The sequence below is a fragment of the Nocardia sp. NPDC055165 genome (assembly GCF_053606985.1).
The window spans coordinates 52,838-70,831 of sequence record NZ_JBSGSS010000002.1 but is presented as its reverse complement, the minus strand read 5'-3'; the positions used below and the strand labels follow the sequence as shown (position 1 = coordinate 70,831).

20 protein-coding genes and 1 pseudogene are annotated in these 17,994 nt (G+C 68.9%); 12 read left to right on the top strand and 9 right to left on the bottom strand.

From position 1 onward, the window contains the following. The first annotated feature begins 121 nt into the window (after positions 1 to 121). On the top strand, positions 122 to 316 hold the full coding sequence (locus ACWFRF_RS04325) for a ferredoxin (protein WP_067444696.1): 195 nt from the start codon (positions 122 to 124) through the stop codon (positions 314 to 316). A gap of 142 nt (positions 317 to 458) precedes the next feature. On the opposite strand, the gene ACWFRF_RS04320 is transcribed toward ACWFRF_RS04325, so the two are convergent. Together ACWFRF_RS04320 and ACWFRF_RS04315 are read right to left on the bottom strand one after the other, a co-directional pair. Then, on the bottom strand, positions 459 to 683 hold the full coding sequence (locus ACWFRF_RS04320; RefSeq protein WP_378990274.1) for a hypothetical protein: 225 nt from the start codon (positions 681 to 683) through the stop codon (positions 459 to 461). Between the two features lie 20 nt (positions 684 to 703). Next, positions 704 to 1,534, bottom strand: coding sequence for an SDR family oxidoreductase (locus tag ACWFRF_RS04315; protein ID WP_378990272.1), 831 nt, complete (start codon positions 1,532 to 1,534; stop codon positions 704 to 706). Between the two features lie 95 nt (positions 1,535 to 1,629). Between ACWFRF_RS04315 and ACWFRF_RS04310 the strand changes: the two genes are divergently transcribed. The 4 genes from ACWFRF_RS04310 (at position 1,630) to ACWFRF_RS04295 (ending at position 5,728) form a co-directional block, all read left to right on the top strand. Next, complete coding sequence (locus ACWFRF_RS04310; protein ID WP_387444564.1) at positions 1,630 to 3,207, top strand: methylmalonyl-CoA mutase family protein; 1,578 nt, start codon at positions 1,630 to 1,632, stop codon at positions 3,205 to 3,207. Next, complete coding sequence (locus ACWFRF_RS04305) at positions 3,207 to 3,608, top strand: cobalamin B12-binding domain-containing protein (RefSeq protein ID WP_452448887.1); 402 nt, start codon at positions 3,207 to 3,209, stop codon at positions 3,606 to 3,608. Before ACWFRF_RS04310 ends, ACWFRF_RS04305 begins: the two co-directional genes overlap by 1 nt. Positions 3,609 to 3,677: 69 nt before the next feature. Then, the gene (locus tag ACWFRF_RS04300) at positions 3,678 to 4,634 is read left to right on the top strand and encodes a TIGR03564 family F420-dependent LLM class oxidoreductase (RefSeq protein ID WP_452448886.1); all 957 of its coding nucleotides are present in this window, start codon (positions 3,678 to 3,680) and stop codon (positions 4,632 to 4,634) included. Between the two features lie 71 nt (positions 4,635 to 4,705). Then, entirely contained in the window at positions 4,706 to 5,728 is a 1,023-nt protein-coding gene (locus ACWFRF_RS04295; protein ID WP_452449147.1) for a CaiB/BaiF CoA transferase family protein, read from the top strand. A gap of 76 nt (positions 5,729 to 5,804) precedes the next feature. Here the strand turns inward: ACWFRF_RS04295 and ACWFRF_RS04290 are convergent, their stop codons facing one another. Next, positions 5,805 to 6,824, bottom strand: coding sequence for a 2Fe-2S iron-sulfur cluster-binding protein (locus tag ACWFRF_RS04290; protein WP_452448885.1), 1,020 nt, complete (start codon positions 6,822 to 6,824; stop codon positions 5,805 to 5,807). Between the two features lie 95 nt (positions 6,825 to 6,919). Between ACWFRF_RS04290 and ACWFRF_RS04285 the strand changes: the two genes are divergently transcribed. The 7 genes and pseudogenes from ACWFRF_RS04285 to ACWFRF_RS04255 all read left to right on the top strand — a co-directional run. Continuing rightward, entirely contained in the window at positions 6,920 to 8,323 is a 1,404-nt protein-coding gene (locus ACWFRF_RS04285; RefSeq protein ID WP_452448884.1) for a class I adenylate-forming enzyme family protein, read from the top strand. After that, on the top strand, positions 8,301 to 9,203 hold the full coding sequence (locus ACWFRF_RS04280; RefSeq protein WP_067445220.1) for an acyl-CoA dehydrogenase family protein: 903 nt from the start codon (positions 8,301 to 8,303) through the stop codon (positions 9,201 to 9,203). Before ACWFRF_RS04285 ends, ACWFRF_RS04280 begins: the two co-directional genes overlap by 23 nt. Beyond that, positions 9,190 to 10,278: an acyl-CoA dehydrogenase family protein gene (locus tag ACWFRF_RS04275; protein WP_379313271.1), complete on the top strand. Its 1,089-nt coding sequence runs from the start codon at positions 9,190 to 9,192 to the stop codon at positions 10,276 to 10,278. The genes ACWFRF_RS04280 and ACWFRF_RS04275 overlap by 14 nt, the downstream gene beginning before the upstream one ends. 2 nt (positions 10,279 to 10,280) lie before the next feature. Then, positions 10,281 to 11,048 carry an enoyl-CoA hydratase/isomerase family protein gene (locus tag ACWFRF_RS04270; protein WP_067444721.1) on the top strand — a complete coding sequence of 256 codons (768 nt, stop codon included), beginning with the start codon at positions 10,281 to 10,283 and terminating at the stop codon, positions 11,046 to 11,048. Between the two features lie 26 nt (positions 11,049 to 11,074). Further along, positions 11,075 to 11,962, top strand: a complete 888-nt coding sequence (meaB, locus tag ACWFRF_RS04265) for a methylmalonyl Co-A mutase-associated GTPase MeaB (RefSeq protein ID WP_452448883.1) — start codon at positions 11,075 to 11,077, stop codon at positions 11,960 to 11,962. Positions 11,963 to 12,142: 180 nt separating this feature from the next. After that, on the top strand, positions 12,143 to 12,616 hold the full coding sequence (locus ACWFRF_RS04260) for a hypothetical protein (RefSeq protein ID WP_452448882.1): 474 nt from the start codon (positions 12,143 to 12,145) through the stop codon (positions 12,614 to 12,616). Then, positions 12,617 to 12,868: pseudogene (locus ACWFRF_RS04255) on the top strand (HipA domain-containing protein); the annotation flags it as partial. 51 nt (positions 12,869 to 12,919) lie between these two features. On the opposite strand, the gene ACWFRF_RS04250 reads toward ACWFRF_RS04255, so the two are convergent. Genes ACWFRF_RS04250 through ACWFRF_RS04225 form a run of 6 tightly spaced genes read right to left on the bottom strand, consistent with a single transcriptional unit; the run spans position 12,920 to position 17,993 of the window. Then, positions 12,920 to 13,789 (bottom strand): acyl-CoA thioesterase, encoded by an 870-nt coding sequence (locus ACWFRF_RS04250; RefSeq protein WP_452448881.1) that lies wholly within the window; start codon positions 13,787 to 13,789, stop codon positions 12,920 to 12,922. A 32-nt stretch (positions 13,790 to 13,821) separates the two neighbouring features. Beyond that, a complete protein-coding gene (locus tag ACWFRF_RS04245) occupies positions 13,822 to 14,481 on the bottom strand; it encodes a TetR/AcrR family transcriptional regulator (RefSeq protein WP_452448880.1) in 660 nt (219 codons plus the stop codon). Further along, a complete protein-coding gene (locus ACWFRF_RS04240; protein ID WP_452449146.1) occupies positions 14,478 to 15,227 on the bottom strand; it encodes an acyl-CoA dehydrogenase family protein in 750 nt (249 codons plus the stop codon). Before ACWFRF_RS04240 ends, ACWFRF_RS04245 begins: the two co-directional genes overlap by 4 nt. 51 nt (positions 15,228 to 15,278) lie before the next feature. After that, positions 15,279 to 16,382: an acyl-CoA dehydrogenase family protein gene (locus tag ACWFRF_RS04235; RefSeq protein ID WP_452448879.1), complete on the bottom strand. Its 1,104-nt coding sequence runs from the start codon at positions 16,380 to 16,382 to the stop codon at positions 15,279 to 15,281. Then, positions 16,379 to 16,786: a nuclear transport factor 2 family protein gene (locus ACWFRF_RS04230; protein ID WP_371855968.1), complete on the bottom strand. Its 408-nt coding sequence runs from the start codon at positions 16,784 to 16,786 to the stop codon at positions 16,379 to 16,381. The genes ACWFRF_RS04235 and ACWFRF_RS04230 overlap by 4 nt, the downstream gene beginning before the upstream one ends. Beyond that, a complete protein-coding gene (locus tag ACWFRF_RS04225; protein WP_067444766.1) occupies positions 16,782 to 17,993 on the bottom strand; it encodes a metal-dependent hydrolase family protein in 1,212 nt (403 codons plus the stop codon). The genes ACWFRF_RS04230 and ACWFRF_RS04225 overlap by 5 nt, the downstream gene beginning before the upstream one ends. Between the last annotated feature and the right edge of the window lies 1 nt (position 17,994).

The following is a 17,994-nucleotide window of genomic DNA, read 5'->3' as shown; positions in this document are numbered from 1 at the left end:
CGAAACTCCCGGGGTCGCCCCCGCCGCACCGCCGGGGGGTTATTGAAACTTAAACCCCCGCGCCCGCGCCCCGGGGGGGGGCCGCCCCGACCCCGAGAAACAACGAAGGCGGAGAACGGTCATGAGGGTGTCGGTCGACGGGACCAAATGTGAGGGCCATGCCCTGTGCGCGGGTATCGCGCCGACGGTGTTCGAGGTGAACGCCGAGGACCTGGCCGTGGTGGTCGACGAATATCCGGGTGGCGCCACCGAATCGGAGGTTCGCTCGGCGGCGTCGGCCTGCCCGACGATGGCGATCGCGTTGGGCGAGAGCTAGCTCCGCGTCCGAGAAGGTCGAATGCAGAAACCCGCCTCCCACGGAGGCGGGTTTCTGCTGTCAGAAGCCTTGCGGGGCAAGGGGATTACCGACATCAGCCGCGAGGATCCGGGGCGGATTCTCGCGGCTGATGGGGTGTCGTTCAGGCGGCAGGGTCGGCTGCGGCCGCACCACCGGTCATGGTGGTGCGGGTCACGGGCCCGTACCACCCGCACGGCAGTTCGCAGGTGGCCACCACGTGGCGTTCGATGTCGCCGTCGAGGGACTTGCGTATCGTCTCCGCCGCGCCGGCGGGATAGCCACAGCGCGGGCATTTGCCGTAGTAGTCGAGGATCGGACGGACGCTGATCTGAATGGTCGGATGCACGGTGTGTCCTTCAGCCGGTCTCAGTCGAGGAAGAGGTCGAGCGTCGGGCTGTCGCCGCCGCCGTAGCGCGACAGGTCCTCGACGCCGGACGCGGTGAGAACCTCCGCGTCGATGTAGCAGTTCCCGCTGGCCGCGCGGGCGGGTCGGGACAGGATCTCGATCGCCGCGTCAGCCATGATCTCGGGGCTGCGCGACGACGAGAGCAGATTGTCGCCGTCGGCCATGTTCGCGACCGCCGAGGTCGCGATATAGGTCTGGGGCCACAGGCAATTCACGGCGATGCCCGCGTCGGCGAACTCGGCGGCCCAGCCCAGCGAGAGCAGGGTCATGCCGTATTTGGACAGCGTGTAGGCGGGGTGGGCGCCGAGCCAGCGCGGGTTCATGTTCACCGGCGGCGACACGGTGAGCACGTGCGGGTTCGCCGAGGCGCGCAGGTGCGGCAGGCAGGCCTTGGTGAGCAGGAAGGTGCCGCGCAGGTTGATCTCCTGCATCAGGTCGTACTTCTTGGCCGAGAGGCTCTCGGTCGGTTCGACGCCGATCGCACTGGCGTTGTTCACGCAGATGTCGATGCCGCCGAACCGTTCGACGGCGGTCTCGACAGCGCGCGCCACGTCGGCTTCGTTGCGCACGTCGCCGACCACGGCGACAGCCTTGCCGCCCGCGGCCTCCACCTCGGCCACCGCGGTGTGCACGGTGCCGGGTAGCCGGGGGTGCGGCTGCGAGGTCTTGGCCAGCAGCACCAGATTCGCCCCGCGCCGCGCGGCGGCCAGCGCGATGGCCAAACCGATCCCGCGGGAGCCGCCGGAGATGACCAGAGTGCGGTCGGTGAGTACGGCGTTCTCGCTGGACATCGGTCTCCTCAGTGCTGGTCCCCGCCGCGGATTGAAGCGGCATTCCCTTTCGATGGTATTGGCATTCTCATTTTTTGCAAGTACCGTAATCACTGATGAACGATCCGATACAGACCTCGTCCGGCATCCCGCTCTCGCCGGTCTACGGACCCGCGGACCTGGCCGCCGCACCGCCCGCACCGGGCGGCTTCCCATTCACGCGCGGCAACTTCGCCTCCGGTTACCGGGGTCGGTTGTGGACGTTTCGCCAATACTCCGGTTTCGGAACGGCGGAGGAGTCTAATCGCCGGTACCGATATCTGCTCGACCAGGGCGGAACCGGGTTGTCGGTCGCGCTCGACCTACCGACCCAATGTGGTTACGACTCCGACGATCCGGAGGTGACCGAGGAGGTCGGTCGCGTCGGCGTCGCGGTGGACACCCTCGCCGACGCCGAGATCCTGTTCGACGGCATGCCGCTGGACAAGATCAGCACCAGCTTCACGATCAACGGCACCGCCGCGATCCTGTTGGCGCTCTACGTTGCGGCGGCCGAGAAGAAGGGCGTGCCGCGCGAGAAGCTCACCGGCACGATCCAGAACGACATTCTCAAGGAATACGCCTCGCGCGGCACCTGGATCTGGCCGCCGGAACCGTCGCTGCGGCTGATCGCCGACACCATCGAATTCTGTGCGGCCGAAGTGCCGAGATTCAACGCGATCTCGGTGGCGGGCGCGCACTTTCGTGATGCCGGCGCCAACGCGGTGCAGGAGATGGCGTTCACCCTCGCCGACGGTGTCACCTACTGCGACACCGTGATCGAACGCGGCCGGATGACGATCGACCAGTTCGCGCCGCAGATCTCGTTCTTCTTCTACACCCACGGTGACTTCTTCGAGGAGATCGCCAAATACCGTGCGGGACGCCGACGTTGGGCGACGATCGTGCGCGAGCGCTACGGCGCCACCACCGACAAAGCCTCGATGTTCCGCTTCGGCTGTGTCGCCGGCGGCGCCTCGCTGTACGCGCCACAGGCCCAGAACAACCTGGTGCGGGTGGCCTACGAGTCGATGGCCTCGGTGCTGGGCGGAGTGCAGTCGATGTTCACCGCGGCCTGGGACGAGCCGTTCGCGTTGCCGAGCGAGGAGTCCGCCACGCTCGCGCTGCGGACCCAGCAGATCCTGGCCTACGAAACCGGAGTCACCCGGGTCGCCGACCCGCTCGGTGGTTCCTACTTCGTCGAGGCGCTCACCGACGCGACCGAGGCTCGCATCATCGAGATCATGGACGACCTCGAGCGCCACGGCGGCATGGTCCGTTCGATCGAGGACGGCTACCTGCAGGGTCTGATCGCCGATGAGGCCTACCAGCTGCACAAGGACGTCGAGGCCGGCACCAAACCGGTCGTCGGGGTGAACCGGTTCGTCTCCGACGAGCCCGCGCCCGAGATCGCGACCTACGAACTCGACGCCGAGGGCCGCGACCTGCAACTCAAGCGTCTCGCCAGGGTGAAAGCCGAACGCGATCCGGTGGCCGTTCGGTCCTGCCTCACCGCCTTGTCCACCGCCGCCGAAGGAAACGAGAACCTGATGCACTACCTGATCGCGTGCGCAAACGCGTACTGCACGGTGGGGGAGATGACCGCCGCGCTCAAAGGCGTGTGGGGCGAGTTCCAGCAGCCGGTGGTGTTCTGATGAGCGCCCGTGTGCTCGTCGCCAAACCCGGTCTCGACGGCCACGATCGCGGGGCCAAGATCGTCGCCCGCGCGCTGCGCGACGCCGGGTTCGAAGTGATCTTCACCGGCATCCGCCAGCGCATCGAAGACATCGTGTCGATCGCGCTGCAGGAGGATGTCGCCGTCGTGGGGCTGAGCATCCTCTCGGGTGCGCACGTCTCGCTGACCACGCGCACCGTCGAGGCGTTGCGCGCGGCGGGCGCGGGCGATATCGCGGTGATCGTCGGCGGCACCATTCCCCGGTCCGATGTCGCGCGGCTGCTCGAAGTCGGCGCGGCGGCGGTGTTCCCGACGGGCACCTCGCTCGACACGCTCGTCACCGAGATCCGGGCGCTCACCAATACCCCGTCTCCGACCTGAGCGTCGGGTCGGTCGCAGCGGCGCTGACCACCGTGGTCGCGCGAAAAGTAGTGGAAGACGGAGGAATTCGTGCGTATCGGAGTGATGATCGGGCCCGAGAAGGGCGATGCGGCCCGCAAACTGTCCCGGATGCTCGACGACATCGCGTGGGCCGAGTCGGCGGGCCTGGACACCGCGTGGATACCCCAGATCCCGACCGATTTCGACGCGCTGATCACCATCGCGCTGATGGGACAGGTGACCACCCGGATCGAGTTGGGCACCGCCGTGGTGCCGCTGCAGGCCCAGCACCCCGTCGCACTGGCCAGGCAGGCGCTGTCGGCGCAAGCCGCGGCGGGCGGACGGCTGGCGCTGGGTATCGGTCCCTCGCATCACTGGATCGTGGCGGACATGCTCGGGCTGCCCTACGAGAAACCGGCCGCCTACACCGCGGACTACCTGGAGGTGCTGAACGCGGGATTGCGCGGGCCCGGCACGGTGGACGTCGAGAACTCGACGTTCACGGTGCGCAATCCGCTCGACCTCGGGCCGGTGGCCCCGGTGCCGGTGCTGGTCGCCGCGCTCGGTCCGGTGATGCTGCGCATCGCCGGCGAACAGGCCGACGGGACCATTCTCTGGATGGCGGACGAGCGCGCGGTGGGAGCCCATGTCGTGCCGCGGATCACGAAGGCGGCGGCCGAGGCCGGTCGTCCCGCGCCGCGCGTCGTCGCCGGTCTGCCAGTCTGCCTGTGCCGTCCCTCCGAGGTCGCCGAAGCCAAGGCCAGAGCGAACCGCATTCTCGGCGAAGCCGAGGTCTCACCGAACTACCAGCGGTTGCTCGAAACCGGCGACGCCCGCGACATCGGTGACATCTGCGTCGCCGGTGACGAGAGCGCCATCGCCGAGGGGCTGCGCCGATACGGCGACGCCGGGGCCACCGATCTGTCGGTGCGCCTGCTGCCCATCGGCGACACCCGCGACGAGCTGGTCGCCTCCAAACGGCGCACCAGGGAGATGATCGCCGCGCTGGCAAAGGACTTACGGTGATCGGGGCGCGAGGCGAGAGCTTCCAGCTCTCGCGTGCTCGCGGCGCGCGGGGCGGGTCAGCGACCGGACCGCTGGCAGGCATCCGGATTCTCGAGGTCGGCACCATGCTGGCGGGGCCGTACGCCACCATGATGCTCGCCGATCTCGGCGCCGAGGTCACCAAGGTGGAGCCGGCGGGTGGCGATATCTCACGGCAGGTGAGCGAGAGCTACTTCGCCAGTCTCAACCGGGGAAAGCGCAGCATCAGCATCGACCTGAACACCGCGCGGGGCCAGGACCAGCTCGGGGAGCTGGCCGTGAATGCACATGCGCTGCTGGTGAATCTGAAGCCGTCGGCGATCCACCGGCTCGGCCTGACCTACGAAGCGCTACGCCGGTGGAACGAGCGCATCGTCTGTGTCGCGATCACCGGATTCGGTTTGGACGCCGGTGACGACCCTGCTTTCGACTACGTTATCCAGGCGGCCACCGGCATCGCGGCGCTCACCGGAGATCCCGCCGGCCCGCCGACGCTGCCCGGCTACTCCTCGGCCGACAACTCCACCGGACTGACCGCGGCGCTGGGTCTGCTCGCGCAGATCGTGTCCGGCGAGGGCGGCCAGGTGGAGGTGTCGCTGCGCGATGTGATGCTCTCGCAGCTGAACTACCACGCTTCGGCCTACCTCAACGACGGCACGGCGCCGCAGCGGCGCCCGTTCGGAGCGCACACGTATTACGTTCCCGCGCAGATGTTCCCGACCGCCGAGGGGTATCTGGCGCTGTTCATCACCCACGACGGATTCTGGCGGCGCTTCGCCGGGGAAGCGGCGGTGGCGGGGTTCGAGACGATGGTCGAGCGGGCGAGTCGGCGTGAGGAGGTGCTCGCGGCGGTCACCACCGCGCTCGCGGCCGACACCGCGGTGGGCTGGGAATCGCGGCTGCGGCCCCTCGGCATCCCGGCCGCGGCTGTCCGGACGCTGCCCGAGGCGCTGGAGGCGACGCCGGAGGCGCTGGTGCAGGCGGGGCCACATCGACTGGTGGGCAGTCCGATTCGGATCGCCGGGTACGAGCCCACCTACGGTCCGCCACCGCGTTTGGGCGAGCACAACATCTGATCACTCATCCGAGCCAGGGGGAGCCGGACCCCGGGACCTGTTCAGGTCCCGGGGTCCGTCGGCGCGCGCCGGGCGCTCACTCGTAGCGCACGGTGGTCTCGGCCGTGTCGGGAATCGCCTGACAGGTGAGCACGTAGCCCTCGGCGACCTCGTCGTCGGTGAGCGCGTCGTTGACGCGCATCGTCGCCGAACCCTGGGTGAGCACGGCCATGCAGGTCGCGCAGTTTCCCGATTCGCAGGAGAACGGCGGGGTGAGGCCGCCGCGTCGCGCGCTCTCCAGCAGCGTCTCGCCCGCATTGCGCGGCACGGTCACCTTTTTGCGACCGAGGATGACGGTGACCGTGCCCGCGGTGGCGGCGGGCTCCTGCGTGGCGGTGGGTTCCGGTTCGGCTACCGCGACAACCGGTTCGGCCGCGCCGAAGCGCTCACTGAAGATCGCGCCCGGACCCGGCAGCGCTTCCTCCACCATCGCCATGAACGCCTCCGGGCCACAGATGTAGCTGTCGGCCGCGGCGTCGGCGCCGACGAAGGCGCGCACGGCAGCCGGATCGAGCAACCCGCTGTCGGCATCCAGATGCCGGAGCACCTCGAGCCGGGTCGGGTAGCGCGCGACCAGTTCCTCGAGGGTGGCATCGAAGATCGCCGACGCCCGGTCACGGTCGACACACAGCAGGCGCACCCGACGATCGGTCGTGGCCAGCGCGCTCTTGGCCAGCGACAGGACCGGGGTGATGCCGCTGCCGCCGGAGAAGCCGAGCAGCGGGCGCTCGCTCTCGCGCAGACAGAACTTGCCCGCCGGCCTGCTCATCTCGATCACGTCCCCCTCGCTGAGGTTGTCGATCAGCCAGTTCGACACCCGCCCGCCGACGACCCGTTTGACCGTTGTCATGAGCTCGGCGTCGGTTTCAGGCGCGCTCGACATGGAGTACGACCGGAACAGCTCGACATCGTCGACGCGCACCCGGAACGTGCAGAACTGGCCGGCGACATAGGACACCGCGCCCTCGTGTGGAGCGAGGACGAAGGTGCGGGCGTCGGCTGTCTCCTTGATGATCCGGGTCACCGTCGCGCGTTGGAACAGGGGAGTTCTCGCCATGGACCGGCTCCTTCTGGTATGAAGATTCTTATGGAAAGAGAATACTATTCTCTCTTGCAAGATGGGATCTTCTCAGTCCCGGCCGCGGAGGCGAGATGAACGACCGGATCGCACTCAGTTTCGATGAGCGGCACTACACGCTCAGCGAGTTGGACGGGCTCACCGCGGGCCTGGCCGAAGCCCTGATCGAACGCGGTGTGCGCCAGGGGGATCGGGTCGCGCTGATGTCGTCGAACCGGCCGGAGTTCGTGCTCGCGGCACGCGCGATCTGGCTGGCCGGCGGCGCGGTGGTGCTCATCAGCCCGGCGTGGAAGCGCGGTGATGTCGAGCACGCGCTGGCCGTCACCGAGCCCGCCTACGCCATCGGTGACCAGCCTGTGCTGGCCGAGCTGATGCCCACGCTCTCGCTCGACGCCCCGATCACGCCCAGCACCGCCACCTTCGCCGAACCCGTGCCATCCGAGGACGCCGTGCTCGTATTCAGTTCGGGCACAACGGGATTGCCGAAGGCGGTGCGCCACACGCACGCGTCGTTCGCGGCCGCGGTGGAGCACTGGCGGGTGGCGCTCGGCTTCACCCGCGATGACCGGATTCAGATCGTCACCCCGCCCTCGCACATCCTCGGGCTGCTCAATATCGTGCTGGCGCTGCGGACCGGCGCCTGGATGCGCCTGCATCGCCGGTTCGACCTCGATCGGATGCTGCACCACATCGAGGCCGACCGGATCACCGTGGAGATGGCGGTCGCGCCGATCGCGCTGGCGATCGCCGCCCATCCCGACCTCGAGTCCTATGACCTGTCGTCGCTGCGCTACATCATGTGGGGCGCGACGCCGGTGACGCCGAGCGTCGCCGAGACCGTCACGCGCCGAACCGGCGTCGCGTGGGTGCCCGCCTACGGCGCCAGCGAACTGCCGGTGATCGCCTGCAATCCGCTCGAGGGCGCCCGCCTCGACAGCGTGGGGCGCCCGGTGCCCGGCGTCGAGATCCGGGTGGTCTCCACGACCTCCGGCGAGGAGGTCGAGACCGGCGAGACCGGCGAGATCCAGGCTCGCTCCGCGTCGTCGATGGCCGGATACCTCCCCGACGACGCGACCGCGGCGGCCTACGCCGACGGCTGGTACCGCACCGGCGATGTCGGCTATCTCGACGACGACGGCTGGTTGCGACTGACCGACCGGCTCAAGGAGATGATCAAGGTGCGCGGATTCCAAGTGGCGCCCGCCGAGGTGGAAGCCGTCCTGCACGGCCACCCGGCCGTGGCCGACTGCGCGGTCTTCGGTGTCCCCGATCCGGCCGACGGCGAGGTGATCGTCGCCGCCGTCACCACCACGGGCTCGGTCGACGCCGACGAACTCATAGAGCTGGTCGGCACCCGGCTGGCCTCCTACAAGCGGCCGCGCCGAGTGGTGTTCGTGCCCGAAATCCCGCGCCTGCCCTCCGGCAAGGTGCTGCGCCGAGTACTGAAGGAGAGCCATGGACGTCCGGCTGACCTCTGAACAGCGACAGCTGCGCGACGCCGCTGCGAAACTGGCCGACGACCTCGGCCCCGGCTCGGTCAGCGACCTGGCCGACGAACAGCGGATCGCCCGGCTCGAGAAGACGGTCGCCAGCACCGGCTGGCGAGCCCTGCGCTCCGACGGCGCCTCCGGCGTCGAAGTGGCCATCGTCGCCGAGGAGTTCGGCCGCGGGCTCGTCGACGTGCCGTTCCTGGGTCCACTCCTCGCCGACGACCTCTGGTCGCCCCCCGAATCGGTGCCGCACTGGACCGTCGCTGTCGACGACCGCGCGATCGACGCGCGAGGCGCCCGCCAGGCCCTGATCGTGCGAGGCGAGTCGATGCTGGCCAGTGCGGTCGCCACCGCGACGACCGGCGCCGATCAGACACGGGCCGAGGCCGCGCTCACCGGCGTTCCGAAACTGCTCGGCGAGCTGTCCCCGGCGCAGGTCACCCAGTGGCGAGCGCTGGCGCTCGTGAGCACCTGCGCCGATCTGGTCGGCACCGCGCGCGGTGCGCACGCGCTGGCGACCGACTACGCGAAAGTCCGTGCGCAATACGGCAAGACGATCGGTTCCTATCAGGCCGTCGCCCATCTGCTCGCGGAGAGCCTCGCGCTGATCGAGGGCTCGGTGAGCGTGCTGCGCCACGCCGCGTGGGCCGTGGACGCGATCGAACCCGAGCGAGCCGTGCAGGCGGCCGTGATCGCCAAACTCTATTGCGCCAGAGCGGCATTGACCGTGTGCGAGACCGCGGTGCAGGTGCACGGCGGAATCGGCAACACCTGGGAATGCCTGGCGCACGTGTATCTACGGCGGGCGCTGACGTCCACCGAGCTGTTCCCCACGAGCCTGGAGGAGATCGACCGTGGACTTTCGTGATTCGCCCGAGGAAGCGGCGTTCCGGGAACGCTTGCGCGAGTGGCTGTCCGGTGTCGCGGGACAATTCCCCACCTCGGGTGACGAGTACTGGGCCAAGCAGGGCGAGTGGCATCGAGCGCTGCACGCGGCGGGTTTCTTCGGGCTGTCGTGGCCGCGCGAACACGGCGGCCACGAACTGCCCCCGGTCTACGACGTCATCCTCGACGAGGAGCTCGCCCTGGCCGGCGCGCCGCCGCGGCCCAGCCTGGGCTATCTGATCCAGGGTCTGGGCAGGCACGCCGGCAAGCAACTGCAACAGCGGTTCCTGCCCGGCATGATCGACGGGACGCAGCGCTGGTGCCAGGGGTTCAGCGAACCGGACGCGGGTTCGGACCTGGCCGCGCTGCGGACCACGGCCACCCGTGAGGGCGATTCCTATGTGCTGCACGGGCACAAGATCTGGACGAGCTATTCCGACGTTGCGGACTGGTGCCTGCTGCTGGCCCGCACCGACTCCGAAGTGCCACGGCACAAAGGCATCTCGGCCTTCGTGGTGTCGATGAAACAACCCGGCGTGCAGCAGCGGCCGCTGCGGATGATGAGCGGGATCACCACCGAATTCGGCCAGGTGGCCTTCGACGGCGCGGTCGTGCCCGCCGATCAGATGGTCGGATCGCCCGGCGACGGGTGGAAATTGGCGATGACGGTGGTCGGGCACGAGCGCGAACCTTCCACGCTCGGCTACGCGGCCCGCTACGGCAAGCTGGTGCGCCAGATGGCGGCCCGGACCTCGGGCCCGCTGCCCGCCGAGCTGGCCTGGGCCGCCGTGCAGACCGAGATGCTGCGCCTGCACGTGCGCCGGCGACTGTCCGAACAGCTCGACGGCGTCTCGCACGGCCCGGAGGGTTCGCTCGACAAACTGCTCATGACCTGGGTGGAACAGTCGGTCGGTCATGCCGCGCTCACCGTCGGCGGTACCCGCGATCCCGAACTGCTCAGCGCCTACCTCTACAGCCGCGCGCAGAGCGTCATGGGCGGGACATCACAGATTCAGAAGAACATCATCGCCTCGCGCATTCTCGGATTGGGAGCCTGACCATGTACGACCTGCCTGCCGAAATCGACGTCCGCGCCGAAGGTCCGCTGCGGATCATCACGCTGAATCGGCCCGACGCGCTCAACGCGGTCAACGACGACCTGCACACCGGGCTCGCGCAGCTGTGGCCGCGCCTGAGCGAGGACCGGGAAGCCCGCGTCGCGGTGCTCACCGGCAGCGGCAAGGCGTTCTCCGCCGGCGGCGACTTCGCCTACCTCGCCGAGCTGAGCCGCGACGCGGACCTGCGCGCCAAGACGATCGCGCACGGGCGCGATCTCGTGCTCGGTATGGCGCGCTGCCGGATTCCGGTGATCGCGGCGGTCAACGGACCCGCTGTCGGCCTCGGGTGCAGCCTGGTCTCGCTCAGCGACATCGTCTACATCGCCGAGACCGCCTACCTCGCCGACCCGCACGTGCAGGTGGGCCTGGTCGCCGCCGACGGCGGCCCACTCACCTGGCCGCTGCACACCAGCCTGCTCTTCGCCAAGGAGTACGCGCTCACCGGCGCGCGCATCCCGGCCGAACGGGCCAGGGAGATGGGCCTGGTCAACCACGTCGTCGCCGACCCGGTCGCCGAGGCGCTGGCCTGCGCCAAGCGCATCCTGGAACTGCCTCGCCAGGCCGTCGAGAGCACGAAGCGACTGCTCAACCTGCACCTGGAACGGGCGGTGCTGGCCAGTCTCGACTATGCGACCACCGCCGAAGAGATCTCGTTCCAGACCGCGGATTTCCATGCCACCATCGAGCGGCTCACCGCGGGCAAGAAGTAGCCGGACCGGACACTCGGGAGCCGTCGATGAACACTGGCCTGTCCGACGACATCGCCGAATTGATCGCCATGGCCCGCGCGGGTTCGATCCGCGCGGCCGGGCGGTTGCTGAGCCTGGTCGAGAGCGATCGCCGCGAACAGGTGCTCGCCCACCTCGATTCGGTCCCGGTGCGCGTGATCGGGCTGACCGGGCCGCCGGGCGCGGGCAAGTCCACCACCATCGCGGTTCTGGTGACCGGTTATCGCGCGCGCGGGCAGCGGGTGGCGGTGCTCGCCGTCGACCCGTCCTCGCCCTACAGCGGCGGCGCGCTGCTCGGTGACCGCATCCGGATGGCGGCGCACATCGACGACCCCGACGTCCTGATCCGTTCGGTGGCCACCCGCGGGCACCTGGGCGGCCTGGCCGCCGCCGTGCCCGCCGCGATCCGGCTGCTCGGCGCACTCGGCTACGGCCTGGTCCTGTTGGAGACGGTGGGGGTGGGCCAGTCCGAGATCGAGATCGCCGCGGTCGCGGACCCGACCGTGGTCATCCTCAATCCCGGTGCGGGCGACGCGATCCAGGCCGCCAAAGCCGGGCTGCTCGAGGTGGCCGACATCCTCGTCGTCAACAAGGCCGACCGCGACGGCGCCGAGCAGACCGCGCGCGAACTCCATATCGAAACCGGCCTACCCATCCTCACCCTGGTCGCCTCACGCGGCACCGGGGTCGAGGAGCTGATCGAGGCGATCGAGACCTACCACCGGGCCGACACCGCCGCGCGCGGCACGGCCCGCGCGCGGGCGCAGATCCTGTCGCTCGCGCAGTCACGGTTGCGCGGCCATCCCGGCCTGGACGAGTTGGCCGCCGCCGTCGCGGCCGGCGACCGCGACCCCTACTCCGCGGCGGAGCAGTTGCTGATCGGGGTGACCCACTAACAGCATGTCTCTTGTCGCAGTCGGTAGCAGGAGCGATCAGCTTCCCGGAAACCCGGGTAGCTTACCGATATGAGTGTGAATTCGGTTGCAAGGCGGCCTATTCCGCTGCCCTGGAGGGTTGCGGTCGCTGTGGCGACATGCTCGACGCTGGGGTGTTGTTCGTGGGCTCTGTGGGCGGACGTGACAGGGTACGACGACATCAATGCGTCGTTCTCCGCCGCCATCACTGGTGTGCTCCCGGTGGCAGCGTGGTTGGTGTTGGCCGTTACCGGCTTTGTGAAGTACGAACGCTGGTGGTTGGCGGGACTTCTTGTGCCGGTGATCATCTCTTCGACGCTGGCACTGACCTGGGCCGGTATCCCCGGACGGATCGGGTGGGCCGTATCGCGAGGTGATATGGAACGGGCAGCCGCCGCGTGCGACACGCTTGACACATCGAAGTTGGGTGTTCCGCACCAGCGAGTAGAGATCGGTGTTTACACCTTCCATCATATCGAGCGTGAAACCAACGGTGCGTGCGATTTTCATTTGCTCCGGGACTATCCGAGCATACAGCGCGGGTTCCTCTACCTCCCTCACGGTGAGCGCCGAAATGGGGAGTATGACCACACGTATATCCCGCTGGGTGACTTCTGGTACTTCTACCATCTATAAATCGCCGCCCGCACGAAGTACCAGGTCGACTCGGTCGAGGCCGTCGAAGCGCTGACCGGCGTGGCCGGCGCACCGCTGCTTGCCGCACGAAATCTCTACTTGCAGTTCCTGTTCGCATGGTTGACCGGCAACGGCGACTTGCACGCCAAGAACATCGAGGTCCTGCGTGATGGCCTGGGACGCTGGGGTATCGCGCCGATCTACGACATGCCCTGCACCCTGGTCTACGGCGACGACTCGATGGCGCTGCCGATCGCCGGACGAATCAAGAACCTCGATTCGCGTCGCGGTGAGGGGGTGCGATCAGGCTCGCTGTGTGGCGGGCTGGGCCGAGATCGCTTCGGCTGCTTCGGCGCCGAAGCGGACGAGGGCTTCCTGGGCGAAGGAGGCGACGAGTTCGCCTGCCACGGTGAGGACGTCGCCTCGGCCGAAGGAGCGGCCGTGCGCCAGGACCGGGCTGTGCTGGCGCAGCAGTAGCCAGTCGTCGGTGCGGAACGGGCGGTGGAACCACAGGGTGTGGGCGGTGACGGCGGAGTTGAACGCGGTGCCGTTGCCGCGCTGGCTGATGCCCTCGAGTGGGCGCAGGGCGGTGCCGATGAGGTTCAGGTCGGTGGCGTAGGCGGCCAGCGCGGCGGACAGGCCGGCGTCGACGGCGGGCGTGCGCATCCAGAACTCGTACTCGGGCAGGGCGGCGGCGGTGGCGTTGAGATCGTCGAAAGCCCTTGTCTCCCAAGGGAGCAGGTCGAAGGTGACGCGGTATTCCGGATCGAGCAGCGCGGGGACGTCCTCGACGTGCTGGATTTGCGGGCCGTCCTCGTCGACGTGCATGGATACGGCGGCGGTGGCGATGACGCGCCCGGACTGCCTGGCGACGATCGCGAGGGTGGCGAACGAGCGGCCTTCGTGCTGGCGGGTCACCTCGTAGCGCAGCGGCGCGTCGTAGCCGCCTTCCTTGGCGAAGAGGGTGTGGATCGACTTGACCGATTTGTCCGGGCAGGCGAGTTCGGCGGCGCGGACGAACTGCCCCAGGATCTGGCCGCCGAAGAGCCTGCGATAGCTCAGCGGCAGATGGGGTCCTTCGAACACGGTCGTAGAAGGGCTGAGGTCGCTCTCGTCGGCGGGTGACACACCCAGATCCAGGCTGGCGAGCAGGCTGTTCCAGAGATCGGTCATAGTCGAATCTTCCTATTCTACCTGAAAGAGAATTATGTTCTCACGGTGCCGGTGACGCCCGCGGCGCAGAACTCCCAGACTTCCTCGGCGGTGATCGGGCGCGTCGCCATGTCGTCCTGGCCGCCGCTGGACTGGGCGGTGAACATCACGGTCTGCATCGTCATGGCGGCCACCCGGCGGGGATTGAGGCCGGGGCGCAGCGTGCCCGCCGACGCGGCGTCGGTCACCAGGTCGACGAAGAGCGCGAGTAGTGGTGCGTGCGCGACCTTCACATGGGCGGGATGGGTGACCAGCAGGCGCGGCGCGAAGTCGGTGAACAGCGGGTGGCGATCCCGGGGATCGGAGCGGCACAGCGAGAACAGCAGCTGTACCGCGACTCCGAGCCGGGTCAGCGGATCGTCCTCCTCGGCCGCCGCCAGGCGGATCTGCTCGGCCGTGCGCAGCAGCGCGTCCTCGAACAGGGCGAGCAGCAGTTCGTGCTTGCCGTCGAATTGCAGATAGAAACTGCGCAGCGACTGACGCGACCGCTCCACCACCTCCTGCACGGTGAAATCGGTGCTGCCGTTCTCGGAGATGATCGACTGGGCCGCTTCGAGGAAACGCTGCACCCGCTGTTCGGCCCGCAACCGGGTGGACTTGATCGACCGTTCCACCGCGCGTTGCTTCCAGGCGGGTTCCGCGCGCTCGCTCATAGCTGCACCAGCCGCGCGGCCGTGCCCGAGGCGCGTGCGATGGCGCCCGCCTCGCGGACCAGTTCGCGGGAACTGCCGAGCAGTCCGTCCAGGACCAGCACCCGGCGGATGTGGCGGTGCAGATCGTGTTCGGCGGTGAAGCCGATGCCGCCCAGCGTCTGCTGACAGTGCCGCGCGGTGATCAGGGCGGCCCGCCCCGCGGCGGCCTTGGCCAGCAGCGACCCCAAATCGTCGGTGGCCGCGGCCAGGGTGGCCTCGGCGCCCTCGATCGCGACGAAGGTCTCGGCGAGACGGTGCCGGATCGCCTGGAACGAGGCCACCGGCCGCCCGAACTGCACGCGATCGAGGGCGTGGGTGCGGGCCAGCGTCAGCATGGCCCGGCTCGCGCCGGTGAGCCACCAGCCCAGTGCCCGCCGGCCCTGCGCCAGTGGGATCGGTGTCCCCGCCGGGACCGCGCGGATCGGCAGATCAGCGTCCAGGGTCGGGGACCGGTCGGCGCCGGACGCGTCGTCGGCGTGGTCCCAGCGCACCCAGGTCCCCCCGGACCAGGGCAGCGCGACCGGGTCGTCGGCGGACAGTCCGCCCGCCGCCCGGACGACGTCGTTGAGCAGCGGCGCGTGCGCGCCGGTCTCGCCGAGCAACCGGAAAACCAGGGGGACAGTGGCATCAGGCGCGTCGGTCAGCATCTCCTGCCAGCCCAGGTCGTCGAGCGCTGTGTGCAGCTCCGCGCCGGAGACGTCGCGCATGGTCTTGCGCAGCGTCTGAGCCAGCAGATCGAGTTCGGCAGCATCCACGGTTCACTCTTTCCCCAGGTCGAGCAGTCGACGCGCGATGATGTTGCGTTGGATCTCGGCGGTGCCGCCGTAGATCGTCGCGGCGCGCGAGTACAGGTATTCCGCGCGCCACGGCGAATCGGCGAGCTCGATGACGCCGGGCAGCAGATCGCAGACGGTGTCGAACAGGTGCTGTTCGGCCGTCGCGAGCAGCACCTTGTCGACGGAGGTCTCCGGCCCCAGCTTGCCGCCGGCCGCCAGACGTTCCTGCGTCGCCAGCGAGCGGCAGCGGATGGTGTGCAGCGCCAGATGGACGGCGCCGAGTTCGGCGTCGTCGTGGCCGGCCCGGTCGTCGTGCGCGGTCTGCTCGAGCAGCTGGTCGAATCGCGTGTAGAGATAAGCGATCCGGTGCCAGAAGCAGGTGGAGCGCTCGTGTGGGAGCAGATCCATCGCGATCCGCCAGCCGTCGCCCGGTCGGCCGAGCATGCGGTCGGCGGGCACGACGACCTCGTCGAAGTACACCTCGGCGAATTCGTCGATGCCGTGCATCGTGCGCAACGGCCGCACGGTGATGCCGGGGGAGTCCATGTCGACGAAGAACGCGGTGATCCCGTCGTGGCCGATTCCGGTGCGGGTCAACAGGACACAGCGCGCCGCGTACTGGGCGAGACTGGTCCACACCTTCTGGCCGGTGATCACCCAGTGCTCACCGCGCTGCTCGGCCTTGGTGCTCAGGGACGCGAGATCGCTGCCGGAGCCGGGCTCGGAGAACCCCTGGCACCACTGTTCCCGGCCGCTGAGCAGTCGCGGCACCATTTCCGCCGCCAGCTGCGGGCCGGCGTAGGAGATCATCGTGGGCGCGAGCACCTCGATCATGGAGTAGATGCCGGGCTCGGCGAGGTCGCGGGTCGCGACCTCCTCGCCGAGGATCGCCCGCAGCACCGCCGGTCCGCCGAGACCTCCCACCTCGGCGGGCCAGCCGTACCGCATCCAGTCCGCGTCGAAGAGCGCGCGCCGGACCCTGGCCAGTTGCTCGACCTGTGCGTCGAGCGAATGGTCGGGCCCCGCGGACAGGTCGTTCGCGTCGAGCCAGGACCGCAGACCGGTCCGAAAGTCGGCGCGGTTCACGCACTCGGTCGTTCGAAGGCGTGCGGACGGCCGGAATCGTGGTCGCCGTTGCGACGGATGAACGTCATGGCCCTGGTGCGCAGCCGCCAGCCCGCGTCGGTGCGCGCGTAGGTGTCGCTGTAGTAGCCGATCCGCATGTCGTGGGTCGACTGCTCGATGAAGCACAGCGGCTGGGTGCCGCTGGCGGTGTCGCCGTCGATCTCCAATGCCGGTGTGCCGGTGAGGAACAGCCCCTTCGGCGCGGCGGCGACGAGATCGGGGAACTCGTCGAGCGGGTAGGTGTCGCCGAAGGCGCTGTAGTTGCCGTCGGGGGTGAACACCGCGACCAGGCCCTCGATGTCGCCCTTGGTGATGGTGACCGCGTACCGCGCGAGCAGCTGTTCCAGCTCGATCACGTCGTCAATTCTGGACAAAGACTTTTCCGCCTTTCATCACGAACCGCACCCGCTGGGTGACGGTGATGTCGGTGAGTGGGTCGCCGGGAACAGCGATGATGTCGGCGAGCAGGCCCTCGGCCAGCCGGCCCCGGTCGGTGACATCGATCAGTTCGGCGGCCGTGGTGGTCGCGGCGCGCAGCACGGCCAACGGGCTCATGCCGCGGTCGACGAGCGCGACCAGCTCGTCGGCGTTGCGGCCGTGCGGGATCGCGGGGGCGTCGGTGCCCACCGCGATCTTCACCCCGGCCTTGTAGGCGGCCAGCACCGAGGTGCGGGCGCGCGGGAACATCTGCGCCGCCTTGGCTTGGAGCTCCGGCGGCGCCTTCGAGACATCCATGGCGTCGGCCAGGCGGGTGGTCGGCACCAGATAGGTGCCCTTCTCGACCATCAGGGCGATGGCGTCGTCGTCGATCAGGAACCCGTGCTCGATGCAGTCGATTCCCGCCTCGACCGCGGCGCGCACCGCGTCGGCGCCGTGGGTGTGCGAGGCGACCCGCAACCCGCGCCGATGCGCCTCGTCGACGATCGCCCGCAGTTCCTCGGACGAATAGTGTTGCGCCCCAGGCGCTCCGGTGAGCGACATGACGCCGCCGGAGACACAGACCTTGATCAGCTGCGCGCCGTGCTTGATCTGGTACCGGACCGCCTTGCGCACCTCATCGACACCGTTGGCGATGCCCTCCTCGATGCTGAGTTCCAGCACGTGCGGGGCGAACGCGGCGAACATCGTCGGATCGAGATGTCCGCCGGTCGGGGTGATCGCGTGCCCGGCGGGCACGATACGCGGACCGTCGACCCAGCCGGCGTCGATGGCCTTGCCGAGCGCGACATCGAGCAGATACCCGCCGGTCTTGACGAACAGACCGAGGTTGCGCACGGTCGTGAAACCGGCCCGCAGCGTGCGGCGGGCATTGCCCACCGCACGCAGCATTCGCAGCGGGGGATCATCCTGAACGCTGGAGGCCAGCCCGGTCTCGCCGCGACCGCCCATCAGGAGGTTGACCTCCATGTCCATCAGGCCGGGCAGCAGGACGGCGTCGCCGAGGTCGATGATCTCGCCCTCGGGTTCGCCACCGAGGCCGACGATCCGATCACCCTCGATCCGGATGACTCCTGGTCGGACGATCTCGCCGGTGTCGATATCGAGGTACCCGGCGGCCAACAGCGTCAGCATG